Annotated in this window: 1 protein-coding gene and 1 pseudogene; one reads left to right on the top strand and one right to left on the bottom strand. The window is 41.9% G+C overall.

Annotation, left to right across the window (positions count from 1 at the left end; genetic code table 11):
* Positions 1–295, top strand: a pseudogene (locus UF75_RS29560) (sodium:solute symporter family protein); the annotation flags it as partial.
* Positions 296–461: 166 nt separating this feature from the next.
* Here the strand turns inward: UF75_RS29560 and UF75_RS25840 are convergent.
* Positions 462–702: 2-oxoacid:acceptor oxidoreductase family protein (locus UF75_RS25840; protein WP_045577374.1), on the bottom strand; the 241-nt coding region annotated here is incomplete at its 5' end.

Here is a 702-nt window from a genome sequence, read left to right as displayed (position 1 = left end):
CCCCATGTATGCAGGAGCCCTCTGGTGGCCGCGTTCTTCAAAATCCGGCGCAACCTGGAGCATGGTAGCCGGATCCGTTATTTATCTCTTTATGTGTCTGTTTGTCAATGCTAAAGAATCGGCCATCTTTGGATTGACCAAAGCCTTCTTTGGAACGGTTTCTCTGGCCGGAACGGGCTCTTTAAGTTATATCGATCCCCTGATCGTCGCTCTGCCTGCCAGTATTATTATTTTCATTGTCGTGACGTTAGCAACCCAACCTTTAAGTCTCAAAGACAATGTAATAAAACAATAACTCTTTACTGAGAGTACTGAAAGAGCCATCGCTGAGCATCCAAAGAAAAGGTCGCTGCGCAAAAATACGCAACGACCTTATTTAATACAACTTTAACTTAATATAGAACTTAATATAGAGTTTAAATAGAACTCTTAAATAGAATTGTTAAAACCTTTTTACGGATCTAATGTTCTTCGGCAACTCCAAAAGCAAAGGCTTTCTTATTTAATTCCAACAGCTTAGCTGGGATTCTTGCCACAAGAGCTTCTTGCCAGGCCTCCTCTGGGAAATCCATATACTTGGAGAGAACTCCTATTAACACAACATTCGTGGCTTTGGCATTACCCGCTTCGGTGGCTAATCTTAATCCATCTAACTGAATAAAACGTTCAATTCGCCCTTTAAGATCGCCAAGGATACTCTCC

The organism is Desulfosporosinus sp. I2, assembly GCF_000960765.1.
Lineage (GTDB): Bacteria > Bacillota > Desulfitobacteriia > Desulfitobacteriales > Desulfitobacteriaceae > Desulfosporosinus.
Note: the sequence above shows the minus strand (reverse complement) of the source record. Positions and strands in the feature narration are given on the sequence as shown.